Below are 553 nucleotides of genomic sequence, written 5' to 3'. Positions count from 1 at the left end.
TGACAGGGAGTGCTATACTCTCGCCGATTAAATATTTTATCTAAAGAGAGTGCTATGAAAGTTGGTATCATCGGTGCGATGGAACAAGAAGTGACCATCCTGAAAGAAGCTATGACAAACTGCCAAACCGTAAACAAAGCAGGTTGTACGTTTTTCTCTGGTCAAATTAACGATGTAGATGTAGTGCTACTACAATCTGGTATCGGTAAAGTTGCTGCGGCAGTTGGTACAACAATTCTTCTTGATGAATACCAACCAGATGTGGTTATCAACACAGGTTCTGCTGGTGGTTTCGATTCAAGCCTAAATCTAGGTGACGTAGTGATTTCTACAGAAGTGCGCCACCATGATGCAGACGTGACTGCTTTTGGCTATGAAATTGGTCAAATGGCAGGTCAACCAGCAGCATTCAAAGCGGATGAAAAACTGATGGACCTAGCAGAAAAAGCACTCGAGCAAATGGCAAATACACATGCCGTTCGCGGTTTGATCTGTACGGGCGATGCGTTTGTTTGCACGGCTGAGCGCCAAGCGTTCATTCGTGAAAACTTCC

1 protein-coding gene is annotated in these 553 nt (G+C 44.5%); it reads left to right on the top strand.

Annotated features, from left to right (window positions below; translation table 11 throughout):
• Window positions 1-54 precede the first annotated feature (54 nt).
• Window positions 55-553: 5'-methylthioadenosine/S-adenosylhomocysteine nucleosidase (mtnN, locus tag R7Z77_RS27695; protein WP_318137352.1), on the top strand; the 499-nt coding region annotated here is incomplete at its 3' end.

The organism is Vibrio sp. 1401 (assembly GCF_033340295.1).
Note: the sequence above shows the minus strand (reverse complement) of the source record. Positions and strands in the feature narration are given on the sequence as shown.